A 17,599-nucleotide genomic window follows, 5' to 3' on the forward strand; every position below is an offset into this window, starting at 1 on the left:
CTCCGGAGACCCCATGGTAGCGATCCTGTGCCTTGTCATCGCCTCCAGGACCGTCTACCCCTGAAACGCGGGGCGTCTCCGCGGGATTCCATCGGGGTTCGGCCGCGCTGTCGTACGGCACGGAGGCCGGCTTGCTCCGGCTCCCGCCGGGAATGCCGACGGCCGTCCTCCGTGGTGTCGGGGACGGCCGTCGAGCGGGTGTGGGTCAGACCGTGAGGAGGGCCTCCAGGGGGGCGCCGTCCAGGGCCGGGGTCAGGCGGGCGCGGCCCTGGAGGAACCCGAGCTCCATGAGGACCGCCAGGCCCGAGACCTCCGCGCCGGCCCGCTGGATCAGGTGGATCGCGGCCTCGGCCGTGCCGCCCGTGGCCAGGACGTCGTCGACGATCAGGACGCGGTCACCGGCCGCCAGGTCCTCCGCGTGGACCTCGATCTCGGCCGAGCCGTACTCCAGGTCGTAGGCCTGCCGCAGGGTCGCGCCGGGCAGCTTGCCGGCCTTGCGGACCGGGATGAAGCCCAGGCCCGCGCGGAGGGCGACCGGCGCGCCGAGGATGAAGCCCCGGGCCTCCAGGCCGACGACCTTGGTGGCGCCGGTGTTCGTGGCGATCTCGGACAGCGTGTCCGTGAGCGCCGTGAACGCGGCCGGGTCCGCCAGCAGCGGGGTGATGTCCTTGAACATCACCCCCGGCTCCGGGTAGTCGGCGACGTCTCGGATCCGGCTGAGCAGCAGCTCCTGGATGCCCGTCATCGCCGCTTCCCCGAGGGTCGGCCGCGGCCCCGGGTGCGGGAGGCGGGCTGGTTGCGCGGGCCGACCACGGCGGGCGTGGCCTCGTCGGCGTCGTCACCGGCCGGGCCGTCCGCCACGCCCTCGCCGGCGGCCGACTGGGCGCGCTTGGCGAGCACCCGCTTGGTGAGCGCCTTCATCGCCGGCTCGCGCTCCTTGAGATCCGCCACCAGCGGCGTGGCGATGAAGATCGAGGAGTACGCACCGGCCGCGAGACCGACGAACAGCGACAGCGAAATGTCGTTCAGCGTGCCGGCCCCGAGGAAGCCACCGCCGATGAAGAGCAGACCGGCGACCGGCAGCAGGGCGACGACCGTGGTGTTGATGGACCGCACCAGCGTGCCGTTGATCGACCGGTTGGCGATCTCGCTGTAGGTGAAGCGGGTCTGCTTGGTGATGTCCTTCGTCTGCTCCTTGAGGCTGTCGAAGACGACGACCGTGTCATAGAGCGAGTAACCGAGGATGGTCAGCAGACCGATCACCGTACCGGGGGTGACCTCGAAGCCGACGAGGGCGTAGATACCGGTGGTGATGGTGATGTCGTGGATCAGCGCGACCAGCGCGGCGACGGCCATCCGCCACTCGAAGGCGATCGCCAGGTAGATCACGACGAGGACCATGAAGATCGCCAGGCCCTCCCAGGCCTTGTTGGCGACCTGCTCTCCCCAGCTGGGGCCGACCAGGTCGGCGTTGATCTGCTCCGGACCGACCTTGAGATCCTTGGCCAGCGTGTCCTTGATCTGGTCGGACTTGCCGGTGTCGATGCCGGCGATCTGGATGCGCAGCGCGCCGGTGCCGAGTTTCTGCACCACGGCGTCATGGCCGGACGCCTGCTCGGCGTAGCGCTCGGCGTCGGCCACCGAGACGCTGGTCTTCGGCGTGGTGAAGACCGCGCCGCCCTGGAACTCGATGCCCATGTTGAGGCCGCGCACCGCCAGGCCGACGATGGCCGTGATGGTGATCAGGATCGAGACGCCGTACCAGATCTTGCGCTTGCCGACGAAGTCGTACGAGATCTCGCCGCGGTGCAGTCGAGCGCCGAGGTTGCCGAGTTTCGACATGGCTCAGGCCTCCTTCGGGTCGACAGGGCCGGCGGCGGGGCCACCGGGACGGCGGGTGCGGCGCAGCGGCGGCTTGGCGCCCAGGCCCTTGGGGTCAAGCCCGGACCACTTGTGGCCGTCCGCGAAGAACTTGCGGCGGGCGAGGAGCGTCATCAGCGGCTTGGTGAAGAAGAAGACCACGACGACGTCGAGCAGGGTGGTCAGACCGAGGGTGAACGCGAAGCCCTGCACCTTGCCGACGGTAACGATGAACAGCACCGCGGCGGCGAGGAACGACACGAAGTCGGAGACCAGGATGGTGCGCCGGGCGCGCGGCCAGGCGCGCTCGACGGCGGGACGCAGCGTGCGGCCCTCGCGGATCTCGTCCCGGATGCGTTCGAAGTACACGATGAACGAGTCGGCGGTGATACCGATGGCGACGATCGCACCGCAGACGGCCGGCAGGTTCAGCGCGAAGTGGATGGTCGGGCCGAGCAGCGTCATGATCACGTAGGTCAGGGCAGCGGAGACCAGCAGGGACGCCACCGCGATGAGTGACAGGCCGCGGTAGTACGCCACCAAGTAGATGACGACCAGCGCGAGGCCGATGGCGCCGGCAATCAGTCCGGCATGCAGCTGCTCGCCGCCGAGTGCGGCGGTCACCGTGGTGACGCTTGACTCCTTGAAGGACAGCGGAAGCGCGCCGTACGAGAGCATGTTGGAGAGGCTCTGGGCCTCCTCCTGGGTGAAGCTGCCGGAGATCTCCGCGTTGCCGCCGGTGATGGCCGTCTGCACGTACGGGTGGGAGACCACCTCGTCGTCGAGGACGATCGCGAACTGGTTCTGCGGCTCGGTCTTCTGAGCGAGCTGTCCGGTGATGTCGGCGAACTTGCCGGAGCCCTTGGAGGTGAAGGTCATCTGGACCTGCCAGCCGGAGGCCCCCTGGGTGTCGAAGACGGCCTGGGCCTTCTTCACCTCCGTGCCGTCGACCGCGACCGGGCCGAGCAGGAACTTGCTCCAGACCTTGCCGTCCTTGCCGCAGGCGACGGTGGACTCACTCGGCTTGGCGCCCTTGCCCGCGGTGGCTTGCTGGCCGGGCTTGCTGCAGTCGAGGGCGGCATAGCGGGCCTGGAGAGCGGCGTCCCCGCTGCTCGATGACGGGGAGGGGCTGGTGGACGCCTTGGGCGTCGTGGAACCGCTCGGGGACGGCGTGGAGGAAGCCTTCTGCAGACCGGCGGTGACGGGGCGGCCCTGAGTGGTCGCGGAGGCCGACGGGCTGCCGGAGCCGGTCGCCTGCTGACCGCCGGTCTTCGACGCGCTCGGCGAGGGCGTGCCGGTCGCGCTGGGCGAGGAGATGGAGCCGGTGCTCGGCGTGGCCTGGCCTACGGCGCCGGACTGCTCCGTCTGCAGAACCGGGCGGAAGTACAGCTTGGCGGTGGTGCCGACCTGCTGCTGCGCCTCCTTGGAGTTCGAACCCCGCGGGATGTTGACGATGATGTTGCGATCGCCCTGTGTCTGGACCTCGGTCTCCGACACACCCAGACCGTTGACCCGGCGGTTCATGATGTCGACCGCGGTGTCCATGTTGGTCTTGTTGATCGCGTTGGGCTGTCCCGGCTGGTTGACCGCCGTCAGCGTGATGCTGGTGCCGCCGGCGAGATCGATGCCGAGACGCGGGGTGTGGTGTCCGGAGGCGAACATCCCCCCGGTCAGTGCCGCGATGGCGATCAGGATGAGGGCCAGCGAGCGCCCCGGCTTGCTCTGGGCACTCGCGCTCCGGCCCTTCTTAGGTGCTGCCACCTTCTCGAACTCCCTCTCGGGCCGCCCCGCGCCCGGTCGGCGCGGTCGGCCATGACATGGTGTCGGGCTCCCGTGCGGGAAACAGACGCGCCCGGGGTGCGCGGGGCGTCGTCATGCCGCCGCCGCACGCCCCGGGGCGTGACTACTTCGTGTCGGCGTCGCCGTCGGTCTTCTTCGGCTCGGTCTCCGCCTTGGCCTCGGCGGCGTCGGCCTTGTCCTCGGCGGCCCGGATGGCGTCGTCGCCGTGCTCGGCGGTTTCCTTCTTACCGAGGTCGATCTTGTCGTCGGCGGCAGCAGCGGCGGAGGGCCCGTCGGTCGCGTCGGTCTCGGTGAGGGAGGAGGCGTCGTCCGGGACGATCTCGTGCTCGGACTTCAGGTCGTGCTCGATGCCGTGGACGATGCGGTTGTACTCGTCGTCGGTGAGGACGGCGCCGATCGCGTTCTTGGCGAAGAGGAGTTCCACACCGGGGCCGGCGTCGACGAGGATGGTGTCCTCGTGGACCTCCTTGACCGTCGCGTACATGCCCCCGATCGTGCGGATGCCGGAGCCCGGCTGCATCTCGTTGCGCATCTGGGCGGCCTGCTGCTGCTTCTTCTTGGCCGAGCGCGTCATCAGGAACATGGCCGCGATGAGCACGATGAAGGGAAGAAGGGTAATGGGATTCACGGGACGGGGTTTCCTTCGCGCGACCGCGACGGAGAGCGGCCTTGATGGGGGTGTGGTCTGCGCCACCCGCGAGGGCGGCATCGGCGGAGTCTAAGCGAGTCCGCTCGCATGGAACAACGCTCAGCATGGCACCTGGGTTCCTGACCCGGCCAATGCCCGCGCCGTCACGATGTGATCACGGGCCTCAGGCCCCGAAGAGGTCCTGTTGTCCGTTTCCGTTTCCGGCGCCGCCGGGGGCCGAGCCCGGCGCGGTGAGGCCGAGATGCGCCCAGGCGGCCGGGGTGGCGACCCGGCCGCGCGGGGTGCGGGCCAGCAGCCCCTCGCGGACCAGGAAGGGTTCGGCGACCTCCTCCACGGTCTCACGCTCCTCCCCCACCGCGACGGCGAGCGTGGACAGGCCGACCGGACCGCCGCCGAACAGCTTCAGCAGGGCCTCCAGCACGGCGCGGTCGAGCCGGTCGAGGCCGCGGGCGTCGACCTCGTAGACGGCCAGGGCGGCGCCCGCGATCTCCCGGGTGATCAGGCCGTCCGCCTTGACCTGCGCGTAGTCGCGGACGCGGCGCAGCAGGCGGTTGGCGATCCGGGGGGTGCCGCGGGAGCGGCCGGCGATCTCGGCGGCGCCGGCCGGGTCGATCTCCACGTCGAGCAGGTGGGCGGAGCGGTGCACGACCCGCTTCAGCTCGTGCGGCTCGTAGAACTCCATGTGGGCGGTGAAGCCGAAGCGGTCGCGCAGCGGGGGCGGTAGCAGGCCCGCGCGCGTGGTGGCGCCGACCAGGGTGAAGGGCGGCAGTTCGAGGGGGATGGCGGTGGCGCCGGGGCCCTTGCCGACGATGACGTCGACGCGGAAGTCCTCCATCGCCATGTAGAGCATCTCCTCGGCGGGCCGGGACATGCGGTGGATCTCGTCCAGGAAGAGGACCTCGCCCTCCTGGAGGGAGGAGAGGATCGCGGCGAGGTCGCCGGCGTGCTGGATGGCGGGGCCCGAGGTGATGCGGATGGGGGCGCCCATCTCGGCGGCGATGATCATCGACAGGGTGGTCTTGCCGAGGCCGGGCGCGCCGGAGAGCAGGACGTGGTCGGCGGTGGCGCCCCGCGCGCGGGCGGCGCGCAGGACGAGGTCGAGCTGTTCGCGGACCTTCTCCTGGCCGATGAACTCGCCGAGGTCCTTGGGACGCAGCGCGACCTCGACGGCCTGGTCCTCCCGGTCGGCACCGGAGCCCACCAGCCGCTCCTCGGCGGGGGTGTCGGTCGGGTCGTACCCGGTCACGGGGTTCTCCTAGCGGGGTGGCGCGGGTCAGCGGGCGCGGTTCAGGGTCTGGAGGGCGGCCTTGAGCAAGTGGCCGACCTGGGGGGTGCCGCCCGCGGCCTCGGCCTGGGGGGCCACGGCGGTCACGGCCTCGTCGGCCTCGCGGGTGGCGTAGCCGAGGCCGATCAGGGCCGCGTGCAGTTGGTCGCGCCAGCCCTGGGTGACCGGGGCGCCGACCGCGGGGGCGCTGCCGACGGGGGCGCCGAGGCGGTCCTTCAGCTCCAGCAGCAGCTTCTGGGCGCCCTTCTTGCCGATGCCGGGCACGGCGGTGAGCGCCTTCTCGTCGGCGGTGGCGACGGCGCGGCGCAGCGCGTCCGGGGTGTGCACGGCGAGCATGGCCTGGGCGAGGCGGGGGCCGACGCCGCTGGCGGTCTGGAGGAGTTCGAAGACCTGGCGGGCGTCGTCGTCGGTGAAGCCGTACAGGGTGAGGGAGTCCTCGCGGACGACGAGGGAGGTGTGCAGCTTGGCGGGCTGTCCCAGGCGGAGCGTCGCGAGGGTGTCGGGGGTGCACTGGACGGCCATGCCGACGCCGCCGACCTCGACGACCGCGGTGTCGGGGGCGAGCGCGGCGACCGTGCCGCTGACGAAGGCGATCATGCCGTCCGGCCTTTCGTTGCGTGGGCGGTGTGCAGGGCGACTGCCTGCTGGAGCCGGTTCTGGGCGGGGGCGCGCCAGATGTGGCAGATGGCGAGCGCGAGGGCGTCGGCGGCGTCGGCGGGCTTGGGCGGTGCGCTGAGCCGGAGCAGCCGGGTGACCATGGCCCCGACCTGGGCCTTGTCGGCGCGACCGCTGCCGGTGACGGCGGCCTTGACCTCGCTGGGGGTGTGCAGCGCGACGGGGATGCCGCGCCGGGCGGCGCACAGCATGGCGACGGCGCTGGCCTGGGCGGTGCCCATGACGGTGCGCACGTTGTGCTGGCTGAAGACGCGCTCTACGGCCACGAATTCGGGCCGGTGCTCGTCCAGCCACCGCTCGATGCCGGTCTCGACGGCGAGCAGCCGCTGGGCGAGCTCGGCGTCCGCCGGCGTCCGTACGACACCGACGCCGATCATGGTGAGCGGCCGGCCCGCGACCCCCTCGACCACCCCGACACCGCACCGTGTCAGGCCGGGGTCCACACCGAGTACCCGCACCTCGCTCCTCGCCCCCGTCTCGTACCTGCTGCCCTCGTCCTGCTGCTGCCGCGCCAGGCTATCCGGCGGCACCGACACCGCGTCACCCGCCACGGTGATCAAAGCACAAGTAAAAGATCATGGCCGATCGGCCGGATTTGCCGGGCGTAACCACTACGAGTCGGACATCGCGGCCAGAAGTCCATTGCTTCGCACACATGATCGCTTATAGCTTCCCGAACGGCCCGAAGAACGACCACTCTTCGGGTGATCACATCACAAGAGAAATCGGGGAACCCATGCGCTCCATAGCGAAGGCCGCCATCACCGCTTCCGTGCTGCTGGCCGGCATGGCCGTAGCGACGCCCGCGCAGGCCGCCACCACGTCCGCTGCCGCCTCCAAGCACACCGGCCACAGCGGCTGTTTCAACTGGTCGTACGCCGACGGCATCTCCACGACGACCGTCTACTTCCACAACGTCTGCAAGACCAAGGCGACGATCAACATCTGGTGGAAGGACGGCCAGTTCGAGGACATGCGCGCCGCCACCGTCGCGGCCGACGGCAAGGGCCACCTGAAGCACACCGGCTCGGTGAAGAGCATCGACGGCTGACCGCTGACGCTCTGAACGACGAACGGCCCACCGAAGACTCTTCGGCGGGCCGTTCTCATGCGCTCAGGCCTGGCGAGGTCAGGCGTCGACCTTCTCCATGACCTCGTCGCTCACGTCGAAGTTGGCGAAGACGTTCTGCACGTCGTCGCTGTCCTCCAGGGCGTCGATCAGCTTGAAGATCTTGCGGGCGCCGTCCTCGTCCAGTTCGACCTGGACGGAGGGGACGAAGCTGGAGTCGGCGGAGTCGTAGTCGATGCCGGCCTCCTGGAGAGCGGTGCGGACCGCGACCAGGTCGGTGGCCTCGCTGATGACCTCGAAGGTCTCGCCGAGGTCGTTGACCTCCTCCGCGCCGGCGTCCAGGACGGCGCCGAGCACGTCGTCCTCGCTCAGCTCGCCCTTGGGGACGATGACGACACCCTTGCGGCTGAACATGTACGACACCGAGCCGGGGTCGGCCATGTTGCCGCCGTTGCGGGTCATGGCGACGCGGACGTCGGAGGCGGCGCGGTTGCGGTTGTCGGTGAGGCACTCGATCAGCACGGCGACACCGTTGGGGCCGTAGCCCTCGTACATGATCGTCTCGTAGTCGGCGCCACCGGCTTCGAGACCGCCGCCGCGCTTGATCGCGGAGTCGATGTTCTTGTTCGGGACCGACTGCTTCTTGGCCTTCTGGACGGCGTCGTAGAGCGTCGGGTTGCCCTCGAGGTCGACGCCGCCCATCCGCGCGGCGACCTCGATGTTCTTGATCAGCTTCGCGAAGAGCTTGCCGCGCTTGGCGTCGATGACGGCCTTCTTGTGCTTCGTCGTGGCCCATTTAGAGTGGCCGGACATCTGCCTGTCTCCTTCGCGTAACCCATCTCTGTAACGAACGCCAGGAATCCTACAAGGACTCGGGTGTCCGGTTCGCGCGCACCATGTCGACGAACAGGGAGTGCACGCGGTGGTCGCCGGTCAGCTCCGGGTGGAACGACGTGGCGAGCGCGTTGCCCTGGCGTACGGCGACGATGTGGCCCTCGTGCTCGGCCAGCACCTCGGCGCCTGCGCCGACGGACTCGACCCAGGGGGCGCGGATGAAGACGCCCTCCACAGGATCGCCCGGGACACCCGTGACGTCGACCGCGGCCTCGAAGGACTCGTTCTGCCGGCCGAAGGCGTTGCGGCGCACGATCATGTCGATGCCGCCGATGGTCTCCTGGCCCGAGCGCGGGTCGAGGATCTTGTCGGCGAGCATGATCATGCCGGCGCAGGTGCCGTAGACGGGCATTCCGGCGCGCACGCGCGCGCGTAGGGGCTCCATCACTCCGAAGAGGACGGCCAGCTTGGAGATGGTGGTGGACTCGCCGCCGGGCAGCACGAGGCCGTCGACCTCGGCGAGTTCCTCGGGGCGCCGCACCGGCCTGGCCACGGCGTCCGCCGCGGCCAGGGCGATGAGGTGTTCCCGTACGTCGCCCTGGAGTGCCAGGACGCCTATGACAGGAGTGTTCATGGGGTTCGGATACCTGAGTGCTTACCAGCCGCGGTTGGCGTACCGCTCGGTCTCGGGGAGGGTGTCGCAGTTGATGCCGACCATGGCCTCGCCGAGGTTGCGGGACGCGTCCGCGATGATCTTCGGGTCGTCGTAGAAGGTGGTGGCCTTGACGATGGCGGCGGCGCGCTTGGCCGGGTCGCCGGACTTGAAGATGCCGGAGCCGACGAAGACGCCCTCGGCGCCGAGCTGGCGCATCAGGGCCGCGTCGGCCGGGGTGGCCACGCCGCCGGCGGAGAAGAGGACGACCGGCAGCTTGCCCAGCTCGGCGACCTCCTTGACCAGCTCGTAGGGGGCGCGCAGTTCCTTGGCGGCGGCGTACAGCTCGTGGTTGTCGAAGCCGCGCAGGCGGGCGATCTCGTTCTTGATCTGGCGCAGGTGCCGGACCGCCTCGACGACGTTGCCGGTGCCGGCCTCGCCCTTGGAGCGGATCATCGCGGCGCCCTCGGCGATACGGCGCAGGGCCTCGCCCAGGTTGGTGGCACCGCAGACGAAGGGGGTGGTGAAGGACCACTTGTCGGAGTGGTTGACCTCGTCGGCCGGGGTGAGGACCTCGGACTCGTCGATGTAGTCGACGCCGAGGGACTGCAGGACCTGGGCCTCGACGAAGTGGCCGATGCGGGACTTGGCCATCACCGGGATGGAGACGGCGTCGATGATGCCCTCGATCATGTCCGGGTCGGACATGCGGGCCACGCCGCCGTCCTTGCGGATGTCGGCCGGGACCCGCTCCAGGGCCATGACGGCGACGGCGCCCGCGTCCTCGGCGATCTTCGCCTGCTCCGGCGTGACGACGTCCATGATCACGCCGCCCTTGAGCTGCTCCGCCATGCCGCGCTTCACGCGGGCGGTGCCGGTCTCGGGAGCCTGGTTCTCGGTGGTGGACACGGGTGACCTCACTGAAGGGAAAGAGGGTTGCTGCTGCACCGAGGAAACGGGAACGGGCCAGGCCACAGCAAGGGCCAATGCGAAGCCGGTGGATCGTTTTGCGCCGGCGGGCGGTCAGGCGACCCGCTCGACCAGGGCCGCCGGGGACTCGTCGTCCATCTCGAAGGCCAGCGGGAACGGCGCGTGTCCGGCCAGCCGGAACCACCGGACCTTGCGGTGCTCGCGGAGCCTGCGGGCAGCCCCCACGGCGTCGTTGTGGAACCGGCGCGCCATCGGCACCCGCCGTACCGCCTCGGCCAGCTCCCGGGCCGCCTCCTCGCCGCCCGGCGCCTCCCGTACGGCCTCCACCTGGGCCGGGTCCTCGAAGACCGCGCGCAGGGCCTGGCTCAGCTCGCTCTCGGCGACCTCCCGCTGCTCCTCCTCGGCCTGCCGGGCGGCGTGCGCGGCCTCGTAGAGCACGATCGAGGCGGCCGGGTCCAGCACCCCCGAGGTCGCCAGTTCCTGGGCCACGGAGGCGCGCCGCAGCAACTGGGCGTCGAGCGCGGCGCGGGCCGCGTCCATCCGCACGTGCAGCCGGTCGAGGCGCCCGGCCGTCCAGCTCAGGTACACGCCGATCACCACGAGGGCGACGAGGATCCAGATGAGGGTTGCGGTCACGACCGGAAGGCTATCGGCTGGGACCGGTCACTCCGGTGGCCGGTCCGGGGTCTCCTGGCCGGGGCGGGGTCTCCTGGCCGGGGCGGGGTCTCCTGGCCGGTCCGGGGTCTCCTGGCCGGGGCGGGCGGCTCAGTCGCGGGCCAGTCCGAACCGCGCCCGCAGTCCCGTCGTCCGCTCGTCGGCGCCGACCGCCGCGGCGCCGGCCGTCACCGTCTCGTAGACCGACAGGATGTCCGCGCCGACGGTGGACCAGTCGAAGCGCCGTACGTGCGTGCTGCCGGCCTCGCGCAGCTCGGCCCGGCGCTCCGGGTCCCCGAGCAGCCGCAGCGCGGCGTCGGCGAGCGCGTCGGCGTCCTCGTTGGCGAAGACCTCGCCGGCCTTGCCCTGGTCGAGGACCTGGACGAAGGCGTCGAGGTCGGAGGCGAGCACGGGGGCGCCCGCCGACATGGCCTCCACCAGGATGATGCCGAAGCTCTCGCCGCCGGTGTTGGGCGCGACGTACACGTCGACGCTGCGCAGCAGGCGCGCCTTGTCCTGGTCGCTGACCATGCCGAGGAACTCGACGCGGGAGCGCAGCTCGGCCGGCAGGTCCTCGACGGCCGCCTCCTCGTCGCCGCGTCCCGCGACCAGCAGCCGGGTCTCCGGGCGGGCGGCGAGGATCTTCGGCAGGGCCCTCATCAGCACGGGCAGGCCCTTGCGGGGCTCGTCGATACGGCCGATGAAGCCGAGGGTGCCGCCCCGCCACTCCGGCTTCGGCTCGGCCTCGGCGAAGAAGTCCACGTCGACGCCGTTGGGGATGACCACCGCGTCCCCGCCCAGGTGCTCGACCAGGGTGCGCCGGGCGTACTCGCTGACCGCGATCCGGGCGCTGATCTTCTCCAGCGCGGCCTGGAGGATGGCGTACGCGGCGATCATGGCGCGCGAGCGCGGGTTGGAGGTGTGGAACGTGGCCACGATCGGCCCGGACGCCGCCCAGCAGGTCAGCAGGCCGAGCGAGGGGGACGTCGGCTCGTGGATGTGCACCACGTCGAAGGCGCCGTCGTGCAGCCAGCGCCGCACCCGCGCGGCCGACAGGAAGCCGAAGTTCAGCCGGGCCACCGAGCCGTTGTACGGCACCGGGACCGCGCGGCCGGCCGAGACGACGTACGGCGGCAGCGGGGTGTCGTCGTCGGCCGGTGCGAGGACGGACACCTCGTGGCCGAGCCGGATGAAGTACTCGGCGAGGTCGCGGATGTGGAACTGGACGCCACCGGGCACGTCCCAGGAGTACGGGCAGACGATCCCGATTCTCACGCGGGTCCCTTCGCGGGGTCGAGGTCGGCGAGCCACAGCCGCTGGAGCATGTGCCAGTCCTCCGGGTGTTCGGCGATCCCGGTGGCGAAGGCGTCGGCCAGCGCCTGGGTCATGACGGACGTCTTCTCGGCCCGGGTACCCGACTCGGGCGCCTCGACCGGCGGGTGCACCCGGCCGCGCATGACGGGCGAGTCGTCGTACCAGAGCGTCACCGGCAGCAGCAGGGCGCCGGTCTGCTGGGCGAGCAGCGCCGGCCCGGCGGGCATCCGCGCGCGGGCGCCGAAGAAGTCGACCTCGACGCCGGAGGAGGACAGGTCGCGGTCGGCGACCAGGCAGACCAGGCCGCCGTCGCGCAGCCGGCGGGCGAGGGTGCCGAAGGCGGAGCCGCCGCTGTGCGGCAGCACCTCCATGCCGAGGCCCTCGCGGTAGGCGACGAAGCGGTCGTACAGCGTCTCGGGCTTGAGGCGCTCGGCGACGGTGGTGAACGGCGTCTCCAGCGCGGTGGTCACCCAGGCGCCGGCCAGGTCCCAGTTGGCCAGGTGCGGCAGGGCGAGGACGACGCCCTTGCCGGCGGCGAGCCCGTCGGTCAGATGGTGCACGTCCTTGGGGTCGAAACCGCCCCGTATCCGCTCGGGGCTCCAGGCCGGGAGCCGGAAGGACTCCATCCAGTAGCGCAGGTACGACCGCATGCCCGCGCGGGAGAGTTCGGCGAGGCGCTGCGGGGTGGCGTCGGGCAGCACGCGCGCGTAGTTCGACTCCAGCCGCAGCACGCCCTTGCCGCGCTGCTTCCAGGCGAGGTCGGCGATGCTGCGGCCGAGGCGGACCGCGACGGGCTCCGGAAGCGTCTTGACCGTGCTCCAGCCGAGCCCGTACAGGGTGTCGGTGAGCCGTTCCGCGGCGCTCACTTGGCCGCCTCGCTCCCCTGGGCCGCGCCGGGACCGGCGGCCGCGGCCTCCGCCTCGGCGGACTCGCGGCGGACGGTGACGACGCGCTGGATCAGCGTGACGAGGCTGCCCGCGGCGACCACCCACAGGGCGATCGGCAGCAGCCACTGGATGCCCGGGACCCCGAACTTGTGCAGTCCGGCGAAGCCGGCCGCGACGAGCGAGATCACCAGCCGCTCGGCCCGCTCGACGAGCCCGTTGACGGCGACCGGCAGCCCGATCGCCTCGCCGCGCGCCTTGGTGTACGACACCACCTGGCCGCTGGCGAGGCAGAAGATCGACACCGCGCACAGCACATTGTCGTCGCCGCCGCCCGCGTACCAGAGGGCGAAGCCGCCGAAGATCGCGCCGTCGGCGACGCGGTCCAGCGTGGAGTCGAGGAAGGCGCCCCAGCGGCTGGAGCGGCCCAGCTGACGGGCCATGTTGCCGTCGACCAGGTCGGAGAAGACGAACAGGGTGATCACGACCGTGCCCCAGAAGAACTCGCCCCGGGGGTAGAAGACCAGCGCACCCGCGACCACGCCCGCGGTTCCGAGGAGCGTGACCGTGTCGGGGCTCACGCCCCGCCGGATGAGAAACGCGGCGAACGGTGTGAGGACACGCGTGAAGAATGCACGCGCGTACTTGTTCAGCATGGCCTTCCCGACGGTCGGTGTCGCCGCGGCCTTGGTGGCCGTCGGCTGGCCCATCGTAGCCACGCGCGCGGGCGCGCGGCGGGCGGGCACCCGAGGCCGGCGCCGGGCACCGGTGCGCGCGCCCGCGCGCGGGGCCGATGTGGCCGGATCAGTGCCTGTACGCGGCGTTCGTGGTCGTTCGTATGGACGCGGCGTGACGGGAGTGGAAAGCTCGAAAGACCGCGGGCTTCGCCGGAGCCGCCAGTGCACGCGGGTCCCGGGTGTCCGCGCCCACACATGACCTCACCGTGCACGGGAGGCAGGATCATGGGCGACAAGCAGCACACACACCCCGGGGCCGCCGGCAGGGCTCTGGCGGCCGACCGCCCCACGTCCGTACGGAACGTGGCGCTGGTCGGCCACAGCGGAGCGGGCAAGACCACCCTGGTGGAGGCTCTCGCGCTGACTGCGGGGGCGGTGAACCGGGCGGGCCGCGTGGAGGACGGCGGCACCGTCTCCGACTACGACGACATCGAGCACCGCCAGCACCGCTCGGTACAGCTCTCGCTGGTCCCGGTCGAATGGGACGGCATCAAGGTCAACCTCCTCGACACCCCGGGGTACGCGGACTTCGTCGGGGAGCTGAGGGCCGGTCTGCGCGCCGCGGACGCGGCCCTCTTCGTCGTCTCGGCCTCGGACGGGGTGGACGGCGCCACGCGCATGCTCTGGGAGGAGTGCGCGGCCGTCGGCATGCCCCGCGCGATCGTGATCACGCATCTGGAGGCCGCGCGGTCCGACTTCGAGGAGATGACCCGGATCTGCGCGGAGGCCTTCGGCGCGGACGACCCCGACGCCGTCCTGCCCCTGTACCTGCCGCTGCGCGGCCCCGAGGGCGCCGACGGGCACGCGCCCGTGACCGGCCTGGTCGGGCTGCTGTCCCGGAAGCTGTACGACTACTCGACCGGCGAGCGCAAGGAGTCCGAGCCCGGCGCCGACCGGCTCCCGGACCTCGACGCGGCCCGCGACCGGCTCATCGAGGGGATCATCGCCGAGAGCGAGGACGAGACCCTCATGGACCGCTACCTGGGCGGTGAGCGGGTCGACGTCAAGACGCTCGTCCAGGACCTGGAGCGGGCCGTCGCGCGCGGCAGCTTCTTCCCGGTGCTGGCCGCCGCGCCCGCCGCCGAGGGCGCCCGGCAGGGCCTGGGCACGATCGAGCTGCTGGAGCTGGTCACGGGCGGGTTCCCGACCCCGTTCGAACACCCCCTGCCCCGGGTCGCCGCGGTCGGCGGCGAGCCGCGCGAGCTGAAGCCGTGCGACACCGAGGGGCCGCTGGTCGCGGAGGTCGTCAAGACCGCCTCCGACCCGTACGTCGGCCGGGTCTCCCTGGTCCGGGTCTTCTCCGGCACCCTGCGCCCCGACCTGACGGTGCACGTCTCCGGGCACGGTCTGGCCGACCGCGGCCACGAGGACCACGACGTGGACGAGAAGGTCGGCGCCCTGTCCATGCCCTTCGGCAAGCAGCAGCGCCCGGTGCCGCACGCCGTCGCCGGCGATCTGGTGTGCGTGGCCAAGCTGAGCCGCGCGGAGACCGGCGACACGCTCTCCGCGAAGGACGACCCGCTGCTGATGGAGCCCTGGCGGATGCCGGACCCGCTGCTGCCGCTGGCCATCGAGGCGCACAGCAAGGCCGACGAGGACAAGCTCTCGCAGGGCCTCGCCCGGCTGGTCGCCGAGGACCCGACGATGCGCCTGGAGCAGAACCAGGACACCCACCAGGTGGTCCTGTGGTGCCTGGGCGAGGCCCACGCGGACGTCGCCCTGGAGCGGCTGCGCAGCCGCTACGGCGTCCAGGTCGACGTGGTCCCGCACCGGGTGTCACTGCGGGAGACGTTCGCGGCGAAGGCCGGCGGTCGCGGCCGGCACGTCAAACAGTCCGGCGGCCACGGACAGTACGCGATCTGCGAGATCGAGGTGGAGCCGCTGCCGGGCGGCTCGGGCATCGAGTTCGTGGACAAGGTGGTCGGCGGCGCGGTGCCCCGGCAGTTCATCCCCTCCGTGGAGAAGGGCGTACGGGCGCAGGCCGCCCGGGGCGTCGCCGCCGGGTATCCGCTCATCGACGTCCGGGTCACGCTGGTGGACGGCAAGGCCCACTCGGTGGACTCCTCCGACGCCGCGTTCCAGACCGCCGGCGCCCTGGCGCTGCGCGAGGCCGCCGCGGACGCCAGGATCCATCTGCTGGAGCCGGTGGCCGAGGTGGGCGTCCTGGTCGGCGACGAGTACGTGGGCGCCGTGATGAGCGACCTGTCGGGCCGGCGCGGCCGGGTCCTCGGCACCGAGCAGGTGGGCTCCGGACGCACCCTGATCCGGGCCGAGGTGCCGGAGTTCGAGATCGGCCGGTACGCCGTCGACCTGCGCTCCCTCTCGCACGGCACGGCCCGCTTCGACCGCGCCTACGCCCGGCACGAGCCGATGCCGCCGCAGGTCGCCGAACGGGTGCGCGAACAGGCAGGCGGCAGCGCGTAGTTCACGCCTGCGGGGAGCGGTGGGCGGGCGGCTTCGGCCGTCCGCCCACCGGTTGTCGGTGGCGGCCGATACGCTGATCACCTGGTGCCGGAATTCGGCACGACGACCGGGCAACAGGTGTGCGGGGCAGGGAAGTCGGGAAGGCCGCAGGAGCGACGCCGGCGGTGAGTGGGGGCGGGAATGTCGTTGGGAACGGAGTGGGACGGGCCTCAGGTGCCCGTCGCGGGCGACGGAGGGCAGGCGGCGACCGCCGCGCTGGCCTCCGCGGCGTACCGGGACAGCCCGATCGAGGAGATCATCAAGGCCGACAACGAATGGCACCAGTCGACCGTCAAGGCCGGCCGGATGAAGATGTTCCGGCCCAACCTGGGTGAGGCGTTCTCGCGGGCGGTGGTCGACCGGATGCTCGCGCCGGGCCGCGCGGCGCTCATCCAGTCCTTCGGCTCCGAGCCCCAGTTCGTGGTCGAGCACTGCCTGGCGGCCAACAACATCCGCCGCGAGCGCGACACCCGTCTCGCCGCCGCCACGGTCCTGTGCGGGCTGCTCTTCCTGCCCGGGATGCTCGCCTGGCTGCTCGTGTTCCAGCTGCGCACGCTGGTCGCCCGGCGCGACGACAAGCGGGCCGGGCCGCTGGCCACCGCGCTGCTGGCCGGCTTCGGCATCCTCGCCGCGCTCTTCTTCCTCAAGATGCCGTTCGGCGGCTTCTGGGCCTGGTACGCGCGCGCGTGCCTCGTACTGCCCGTCCTCGGCTGGTTCTGGGCCAAGCGAGTCTGCGAGAGCACCGCCAAGGACCTGCGGGTGCGCTGGGACGGCCTGCTGTCGGGCACCAGCGTCGGCGCCAAGATCCCCGAGGCCGTGCCGCGGGGACCCGGCCAGACCGCCGCCGAGGACCTGCGCCAGTCGCTGGCCCGGCTCAGCGCCGAGCAGCAGTCCAACTCGGTCTTCTACGCCGGGCCCAAGGGCATACTCGGCATGGGCACCCGCTGGGGCGCCTGGCAGCTCGCGGAGGACCTGGTGCCGGCGGACTCGGGCCGGGAGATCCACCCCTTCCGCAGCTGGGACGTGATCCGCGCGATCCACGACCAGCTGACCCTGCTGGAGCGCGGCCCGCTGAACACCGGCGGTTTCCCGAAGCCGTCGATACGCCACTGGGTCGTCACGCCCATCGGCGAGAAGGCCGGCTCGGTGTCCCGTCCCTCGGGCACCGACGTGGAGGCGTTCCAGGTCAAGCCGCACGCCATACAGGAGATCTGCAACAAGCAGCAGTTCGGCAGCGGCGACCGGCACTACCTCGGCGTGCAGTGGACGCTGTGGGACGGCCAGTTGGTCATCACCATGCTGATCACGGTGACCGTGCTGCACGAGACGCTGCGCATCGAGGTCACCGGACACGCCCTGGGGCCGGTGAACCCGCTGTTCACGACGAAGCCGGCGGCACCGGTCAAGGAGGTCGCCAAGTCCCTCAAGCCCTGGGAGAACCGCACGATCAAGCTGCCGCTGGTCGGCACCGACGAGGTGGTGCGGCTCGCCGTGCGCGCCCCGCTGACCTGGTACCCGCCGCTGCTGAAGTGGCTGGGCGGCTCGCTCGGCCTGCCCGAGCCCTTCGGCCTGCGGCACGCCTGGGCGGACCAGCCCTGGCGGCACCGCTTCATGGCGGACGACGCGCTGCGCGCGGCCACCCCGGTGCTGCGCGTGGTGCACTCGGCGGCCATCAAGGTGCTGCGGGAGCACGGCGTGAACACCGAGAAGTTCGGTGCCCGCTCGGCGTTCCTCAGCGGCAACGTGCAGGACCCGACGCCCAGGAAGGCCGACGTGTACGACGCCTGAGCGGC

The 17,599-nt window shown here is 71.6% G+C and carries 17 protein-coding genes; 3 read left to right on the forward strand and 14 right to left on the reverse strand.

The genetic code is table 11. The annotated features are described in order from the left end of the window. Positions 1-205: 205 nt before the first annotated feature. From NX794_RS11420 to ruvC, 7 genes are all read right to left on the reverse strand, one after another. Positions 206-745, reverse strand: a complete 540-nt coding sequence (locus tag NX794_RS11420) for an adenine phosphoribosyltransferase (protein WP_258778282.1) — start codon at positions 743-745, stop codon at positions 206-208. Further along, positions 742-1,842: a protein translocase subunit SecF gene (gene secF / locus NX794_RS11425; RefSeq protein WP_258778283.1), complete on the reverse strand. Its 1,101-nt coding sequence runs from the start codon at positions 1,840-1,842 to the stop codon at positions 742-744. Before secF ends, NX794_RS11420 begins: the two co-directional genes overlap by 4 nt. A 3-nt stretch (positions 1,843-1,845) precedes the next feature. Continuing rightward, a complete protein-coding gene (gene secD, locus NX794_RS11430; protein ID WP_258778284.1) occupies positions 1,846-3,621 on the reverse strand; it encodes a protein translocase subunit SecD in 1,776 nt (591 codons plus the stop codon). Positions 3,622-3,763: 142 nt separating this feature from the next. Beyond that, positions 3,764-4,288 carry a preprotein translocase subunit YajC gene (gene yajC, locus NX794_RS11435; protein ID WP_258778286.1) on the reverse strand — a complete coding sequence of 175 codons (525 nt, stop codon included), beginning with the start codon at positions 4,286-4,288 and terminating at the stop codon, positions 3,764-3,766. A gap of 184 nt (positions 4,289-4,472) precedes the next feature. Further along, on the reverse strand, positions 4,473-5,555 hold the full coding sequence (gene ruvB / locus NX794_RS11440; RefSeq protein WP_258778287.1) for a Holliday junction branch migration DNA helicase RuvB: 1,083 nt from the start codon (positions 5,553-5,555) through the stop codon (positions 4,473-4,475). 27 nt (positions 5,556-5,582) lie between these two features. Next, the gene (gene ruvA, locus NX794_RS11445) at positions 5,583-6,191 is read right to left on the reverse strand and encodes a Holliday junction branch migration protein RuvA (protein WP_258778289.1); all 609 of its coding nucleotides are present in this window, start codon (positions 6,189-6,191) and stop codon (positions 5,583-5,585) included. Continuing rightward, positions 6,188-6,727: a crossover junction endodeoxyribonuclease RuvC gene (gene ruvC / locus NX794_RS11450; protein ID WP_258778595.1), complete on the reverse strand. Its 540-nt coding sequence runs from the start codon at positions 6,725-6,727 to the stop codon at positions 6,188-6,190. The genes ruvA and ruvC overlap by 4 nt, the downstream gene beginning before the upstream one ends. Before the next feature lie 278 nt (positions 6,728-7,005). Between ruvC and NX794_RS11455 the strand changes: the two genes are divergently transcribed. Further along, a complete protein-coding gene (locus NX794_RS11455; protein ID WP_258778291.1) occupies positions 7,006-7,320 on the forward strand; it encodes a hypothetical protein in 315 nt (104 codons plus the stop codon). 78 nt (positions 7,321-7,398) lie between these two features. Here the strand turns inward: NX794_RS11455 and NX794_RS11460 are convergent, their stop codons facing one another. The 7 genes from NX794_RS11460 to pgsA form a co-directional block, all read right to left on the reverse strand. Next, positions 7,399-8,151, reverse strand: a complete 753-nt coding sequence (locus tag NX794_RS11460) for a YebC/PmpR family DNA-binding transcriptional regulator (protein ID WP_258778292.1) — start codon at positions 8,149-8,151, stop codon at positions 7,399-7,401. 49 nt (positions 8,152-8,200) lie between these two features. After that, on the reverse strand, positions 8,201-8,806 hold the full coding sequence (pdxT, locus tag NX794_RS11465; protein ID WP_258778293.1) for a pyridoxal 5'-phosphate synthase glutaminase subunit PdxT: 606 nt from the start codon (positions 8,804-8,806) through the stop codon (positions 8,201-8,203). A 21-nt stretch (positions 8,807-8,827) separates the two neighbouring features. Continuing rightward, positions 8,828-9,733: a pyridoxal 5'-phosphate synthase lyase subunit PdxS gene (pdxS, locus tag NX794_RS11470; RefSeq protein WP_258778295.1), complete on the reverse strand. Its 906-nt coding sequence runs from the start codon at positions 9,731-9,733 to the stop codon at positions 8,828-8,830. A 114-nt stretch (positions 9,734-9,847) separates the two neighbouring features. After that, positions 9,848-10,390: a LemA family protein gene (locus NX794_RS11475; protein WP_258778297.1), complete on the reverse strand. Its 543-nt coding sequence runs from the start codon at positions 10,388-10,390 to the stop codon at positions 9,848-9,850. 129 nt (positions 10,391-10,519) lie between these two features. Beyond that, entirely contained in the window at positions 10,520-11,683 is a 1,164-nt protein-coding gene (locus NX794_RS11480; RefSeq protein ID WP_258778298.1) for a glycosyltransferase family 4 protein, read from the reverse strand. Next, positions 11,680-12,588, reverse strand: a complete 909-nt coding sequence (locus NX794_RS11485) for a phosphatidylinositol mannoside acyltransferase (RefSeq protein WP_258778300.1) — start codon at positions 12,586-12,588, stop codon at positions 11,680-11,682. The genes NX794_RS11480 and NX794_RS11485 overlap by 4 nt, the downstream gene beginning before the upstream one ends. After that, positions 12,585-13,316 carry a phosphatidylinositol phosphate synthase gene (gene pgsA, locus NX794_RS11490; RefSeq protein ID WP_258778301.1) on the reverse strand — a complete coding sequence of 244 codons (732 nt, stop codon included), beginning with the start codon at positions 13,314-13,316 and terminating at the stop codon, positions 12,585-12,587. The genes NX794_RS11485 and pgsA overlap by 4 nt, the downstream gene beginning before the upstream one ends. A gap of 252 nt (positions 13,317-13,568) precedes the next feature. On the opposite strand from pgsA, the gene NX794_RS11495 reads away from it, so the two are divergent. Then, positions 13,569-15,767, forward strand: a complete 2,199-nt coding sequence (locus tag NX794_RS11495) for an elongation factor G-like protein EF-G2 (protein WP_258778302.1) — start codon at positions 13,569-13,571, stop codon at positions 15,765-15,767. 180 nt (positions 15,768-15,947) lie between these two features. Beyond that, a complete protein-coding gene (locus NX794_RS11500; RefSeq protein WP_258778303.1) occupies positions 15,948-17,594 on the forward strand; it encodes a hypothetical protein in 1,647 nt (548 codons plus the stop codon). The last annotated feature ends 5 nt before the right edge of the window (positions 17,595-17,599 follow it).

It is taken from the genome of Streptomyces pyxinicus, from assembly GCF_024753135.1.
Classification (GTDB): domain Bacteria; phylum Actinomycetota; class Actinomycetes; order Streptomycetales; family Streptomycetaceae; genus Streptomyces; species Streptomyces pyxinicus.